The sequence below is a fragment of the Arthrobacter sp. Y3225116 genome (assembly GCF_059091245.1).
Genome location: NZ_JBNHGL010000201.1, coordinates 1 through 5,211 on the forward strand (window position 1 = coordinate 1; position 5,211 = coordinate 5,211).

A 5,211-nucleotide genomic window follows, 5' to 3' on the forward strand; every position below is an offset into this window, starting at 1 on the left:
ACGCCATCGGCATGCGCCGCGACCCAGGCCGCCGCGGTGGCCGGAAGGCCGGGGGCCGCCGCCAGCGTCAGATGAAGGACCATGACAAGGAACCTAGGCCGAAGGCAGTCCCGCTTTCCTCTGCATTGCCCGGTATGTGGATAACCCGCGGAACCGGAGGCAGGCGCGAACAAGCGATACCCTTGACTCTGGGCCGAAGGGCCGACACCACGACACAACGAGAAAAGGCCTTAGCTCTTGAAGATCGCTGTCATTGCTCTGGGAAAGATCGGGTTGCCGCTGGCCGCCCAGTTCGCCTCGAAGGGGCACGAGGTCGTCGGCGTGGACGTCAACTCCGCCGTGGTCGACCTGGTCAACGCGGGCAGCGAACCGTTCCCGGGGGAGGCTGGGCTCCAGGACCGGCTGGCCGAGCTGGTGCCGGCGGGCAGGCTGCGGGCGACCACCGACTATGCGGACGCGGTGCCGGGAGCGGACGCCGTGGTGCTGGTGGTTCCGCTGTTCGTGGACGCGGAGGCCAAGCCCGACTTCGGCTGGATGGATGCCGCCACGCAGGAGCTGGCCCGGCACCTGACGCCGGGCACGCTGGTCTCCTACGAGACCACGCTGCCGGTGGGCACCACCCGGACCCGCTGGAAGCCGATGCTCGAGGCCGGCTCCGGCCTGGTCGAGGGCGAGGACTTCCACGTGGTCTTTTCCCCGGAGCGGGTGCTGACCGGGCGGGTGTTCGAGGACCTGCGCAAGTATCCCAAGCTCATCGGCGGGCTGTCCGGGGCCGGTGCCGCGGCGGCGCAGGAGTTCTACGAGGCGGTGCTGGACTTCGACGACCGTCCAGACCTGCCGCGCGGCAACGGCGTCTGGGACCTGGGCTCGGCTGAGGCCTCCGAGCTGGCCAAGCTCGCCGAGACCACCTACCGGGACGTGAACATCGGGTTGGCGAACCAGTTCGCCCGCTATGCCGCGACCGCCGGGATCGACATCTACCAGGTGATCGAAGCGTCCAACTCCCAGCCCTACAGCCATATCCACCAGCCCGGCATCGCCGTCGGCGGGCACTGCATACCGGTATACCCGCGGCTGTACCTGTGGAACGATCCGTCGGCCACGGTGGTGGCTGCGGCCCGGGCCGCGAACGCGGGCATGCCGGACTACACGATCGGCCTGCTGGAGGGCGCGTACGGCGACCTGGCCGGCGCGCGCGTGGCAGTGCTGGGCGCTGCCTACCGCGGCGGGGTGAAGGAGACGGCGTTCTCCGGGGTGTTCGGCGCGGTGGAGGCGATCAACGCCCGGGGTGGCACCGCCGTCGTGCATGATCCGATGTTCACGGACGCCGAGCTCGATGCCTTGGGCTTCACGCCCTACCGGCTGGGCGAGCCGGCCGACGCCGCGGTGGTGCAGGCCGACCACGCCGAATATGCGCAGCTGGGACCGGACGACCTTCCCGGTGTGAAGGTGTTCGTCGACGGCCGGCGGGTCAGCTCGGCCGAGCGCTGGCCGGGCGTGGCGTACCGGGTGATCGGCAAGGCCTGAGGGCGGGCGAAGACGCAATGGACGGTGGAGCAGCGGTCGTGAGCGGAAAGAGGGAACCCATGGCGTTCATCGCCGATACGGCAGACGTGGCCGACGCAGCCCGGCTGGGCGAGGGAACGAAGATCTGGCATCTGGCGCAGGTCCGCGAGGGCGCGGTGCTGGGGGAGAACTGCATCGTGGGCCGGGGCGCCTACATCGGCACCGGGGTGCAGGCCGGGGACAACTGCAAGATTCAGAATTACGCGCTGGTGTACGAGCCGGCGCGGCTGGGCCGCGGGGTGTTCATCGGCCCGGCGGTCGTGCTGACCAACGACACCTACCCGCGGGCGGTCGCCCCGGACGGGTCGCTGAAGAGCGCCGACGACTGGACGCCGGTGGGCGTGGACATCCGCGACGGCGCGTCGATCGGCGCGCGGGCGGTCTGCGTGGCCCCGGTGACCATCGGCGCCTGGGCCACCGTTGCGGCCGGCTCCGTGGTTACCCGCGACGTGCCCGACTTCGCCCTCGTGGCCGGGGTTCCGGCCAAGCGGATCGGCTGGGTGGGCCGGGCCGGACAGCGGCTGGCGCAGGACCCGGCGGACCCGTCGGGGTGGGTGTGCCCGTCGACCGGCGCCCGGTACCGGGAGGATGAGGGCGTGTTGCACGAAGTGTCGGACGAAACCGGAGGAGAACAGCTGTGAGCAAGGACTTCATACCGGCGGCGAAGCCGATCATCGGGGACGAGGAGCGGGCCGCGGTGGACGCCGTGCTGGCCTCCGGGATGCTCGCCCAGGGGTCGGAGGTCGCAGCCTTCGAGCGGGAGTTCTCGCAGGTGCTGCTGGACGGCCGGCACGCGGTGGCGGTCAATTCCGGGACCTCCGGCCTGCACCTGGGCCTGCTGGCCGCCGGCATCGGCCCGGGCGACGAGGTCATCGTCCCGTCCTTCACCTTCGCCGCCACCGCGAACTCGGTGGCCCTGACCGGCGCCATCCCGGTGTTCGCCGACATCGAGCCGGAGCACTACTGCCTGGACCCGGACGCGGTCCGGGCCGCGGTGACCGGGCGGACCAAGGCCGTCATGCCGGTGCACCTGTACGGGCACCCGGCCGACATGGACGCGCTGGGCAGGCTGGCCGCGGAAAAGTCGCTGCTGCTCTTCGAGGACGCCGCCCAGGCCCACGGGGCCTCGCTGGGCGGCCGGCCGGTGGGCACGTTCGGCGAGTTCGCGATGTTCAGCCTGTACCCGACCAAGAACATGACCTCCGGCGAAGGCGGCATGGTGTCCACCGGCAGCGACGACGTGGCGCGCCGGCTGCAGCTGCTGCGCAACCAGGGCATGGAACGCCAATACGAAAACGAACTGGTCGGCTTCAACGCCCGGATGACCAACCTGCACGCCGCGATCGGCCGGGTGCAGCTGGGCAAGGTCCTCGGCTGGACCGAACGCAGACGGGCCAACGCCGCGTTCCTGGACGCGAACCTGGACGGCGTGGGCACGCCGAAGGTGGCCGCCGGGGCGGTCCACGTCTACCACCAGTACACCGTGCGGATCGGCGCGGGGGAGCGGGACCGGTTCGCCGCCGCGCTGAAGGACGAGTACAACATCGGGTCCGGGGTCTACTACCCGATCCCGAACCACCGGCTGCCCTCCTTCAACGTCGCCGCGGACCTGCCGGTGACCGAAGCCGCGGCGGCCGAGGTGCTCTCGCTGCCGGTGCATCCCTCGCTCGATGCCGAGGACCTGGACCGGATTGCCACGGCGGTCAACGCCCTCGCGAAGGCAGGGGCGTGAGCATGGCGGGGAGCGGCAAGACGGTGCTGCGCGCCGGGCTGATCGGCCTGGGCATGATGGGCCGCCACCACGCCCGGGTGCTCCGCGAGACCGAGGGCGTGGAACTGGTGGCCGTCGCGGACGCGTACGGCGACCCGCACGGCGCGGCGCCCGGCCTGCCCGTCTTTGGCGGCGTCGAGGAACTGATCGCGGCCGGGATCGACATCGCCATGTGCGCGGTGCCCACCGGCCTGCACGAGGAGGTCGGCCTGGCCCTGGCCGAAGCCGGCGTGCACACCATGGTGGAGAAGCCGATCGCCGACACCGTGGCCGGCGGCGAGAAACTGGCCGCCGCGTTCGAATCGCGCGGGCTGGTCGGCGCCGTCGGCCACATCGAACGGTACAACCCGGCGCTGCAGTCGCTGCGCGCCCGGCTGGAAACCGGTGAACTCGGCCGCATCTTCCAGATCGCCACCCGCCGGCAGGGCCCGTTCCCGGCCCGGATCGCCGACGTGGGCGTGATCAAGGACCTGGGCACCCACGACATCGACCTCACCGCCTGGCTGGCGCAGTCCGAGTACCAGTCCGTCAGCGCGCGCACCACCATCCGCTCCGGCCGCGAGCACGAGGACATGGTCGCGGCCATCGGACAGCTGGCCAACGGGGTGATCACCAGCCACCTGGTCAACTGGCTCTCGCCGATGAAGGAACGGGTCACCGTGGTCACCGGGGAGCGCGGCGCCTTCGTGGCCGACACGCTGACCGCCGACCTGACGTTCCACGAAAACGGCACCATCGACACCGAATGGGAATCCGTGGCGAACTTCCGCGGCGTCTCCGAAGGCAACATCACCCGGCTGGCCATCCCCAAGCGCGAACCGCTGAAGGTGGAACACGAAGCCTTCCGTGACGCGGTCCTGGTCAACCGGGGACTGCTGCAACCTGCCCCGGCCGCCGCGGCGGCGGAGCACGACGGCGGTGCCGGCACCGACCGTCCCGCCGCGACCATCGTCACCATGCGGGAAGGGCTGAATACCTTGCGCGTGGCCGAAGCCATGATCGCCAGCGCAAAGGAATCCCGCACCGTCGGGCTGCACGCCTGATGGGCCTGCGGATCCTGCTGGCCAGCCGGATTTATCTCCCGGAAGCCGGCGCCGCCGCCTACCGGCTGGCCGCCACGGTGCGGGCGTTGACCGAGGCCGGCCATGAGGTGACAGTGCTGACCACCCGGCCGCCGCGGGGACTTCGCGCTGCGGCGGAAGCGGCCGCCGGACGGGGTGTCCGGATCCGGCGCTGGCCCGTGCTGCGCGATGCCAGCGGTGCGGTGCGGGGCTATCTCCAGTACGCCAGCTTCGACATCCCGCTGTTCTTCCGCCTGCTGGCGCAGAAGCCCTTCGACGTGCTGCTCGTGGAGCCGCCGCCGACCACCGGCGTGGTGGTCCGGGCCGCGGCCGCGCTGCGGCGCCGCCCCTACGTGTACTTTTCCGCCGACGTCAGCTCCGATGCGGCGGCCGGAATCGGCGTGCACCCGAAGGTGGTCACGGTGCTGCGGGCCGTGGAACGCTGGGTCGTGACCGGCGCAGCCGGCGTCCTGAGCATCTCGACCGGCGTGACTCAGGCGTTGGCGCGGCTGACCTCCGGACGCGCCAGGGTGGCCGAGGTGGGCACCGGCATCGACACCGGCACCTTCAGCCTGAACGGGCCCCGCGATGCGCACCCCGGCCCCACCTTCGTCTACGCCGGCACCATGTCCGAAATCCAGGGCGCCGGCGTCTTCGTGGACGGATTCCTCAAGATCATGGACCGGTACCCCGACGCGCGGCTGCTGATGTACGGCGGCGGCGTGGAGCTGGAGGAGCTGCGCCGGCGGGCGGCACCGGCGGGGGAGCGCATCCGCTTCATGGGAACGGCCGACGGCGGCACGATCGCCGGCG

5 protein-coding genes are annotated in these 5,211 nt (G+C 71.3%); all 5 read left to right on the forward strand.

From position 1 onward, the window contains the following. Positions 1-237: 237 nt before the first annotated feature. Complete coding sequence (locus AC5RV2_RS14270; protein ID WP_494092875.1) at positions 238-1,527, forward strand: nucleotide sugar dehydrogenase; 1,290 nt, start codon at positions 238-240, stop codon at positions 1,525-1,527. Positions 1,528-1,586: 59 nt separating this feature from the next. Beyond that, entirely contained in the window at positions 1,587-2,207 is a 621-nt protein-coding gene (locus AC5RV2_RS14275) for an acyltransferase (RefSeq protein ID WP_494092878.1), read from the forward strand. Beyond that, complete coding sequence (locus tag AC5RV2_RS14280; RefSeq protein WP_494092876.1) at positions 2,204-3,298, forward strand: DegT/DnrJ/EryC1/StrS family aminotransferase; 1,095 nt, start codon at positions 2,204-2,206, stop codon at positions 3,296-3,298. The genes AC5RV2_RS14275 and AC5RV2_RS14280 overlap by 4 nt, the downstream gene beginning before the upstream one ends. A gap of 2 nt (positions 3,299-3,300) precedes the next feature. Beyond that, complete coding sequence (locus tag AC5RV2_RS14285) at positions 3,301-4,380, forward strand: Gfo/Idh/MocA family protein (protein ID WP_494092879.1); 1,080 nt, start codon at positions 3,301-3,303, stop codon at positions 4,378-4,380. Further along, the coding region (locus AC5RV2_RS14290) for a glycosyltransferase (protein WP_494092877.1) at positions 4,380-5,211 on the forward strand (832 nt) is incomplete at its 3' end. The genes AC5RV2_RS14285 and AC5RV2_RS14290, both read left to right, overlap by 1 nt.

Coding starts and splice junctions, on each gene's coding strand:
- AC5RV2_RS14285 (WP_494092879.1), top strand. CDS start 3,301: ATGGCGGGGAGCGGCAAGACGGTGCTGCGCGCCGGGCTGATCGGCCTG.
- AC5RV2_RS14275 (WP_494092878.1), top strand. CDS start 1,587: ATGGCGTTCATCGCCGATACGGCAGACGTGGCCGACGCAGCCCGGCTG.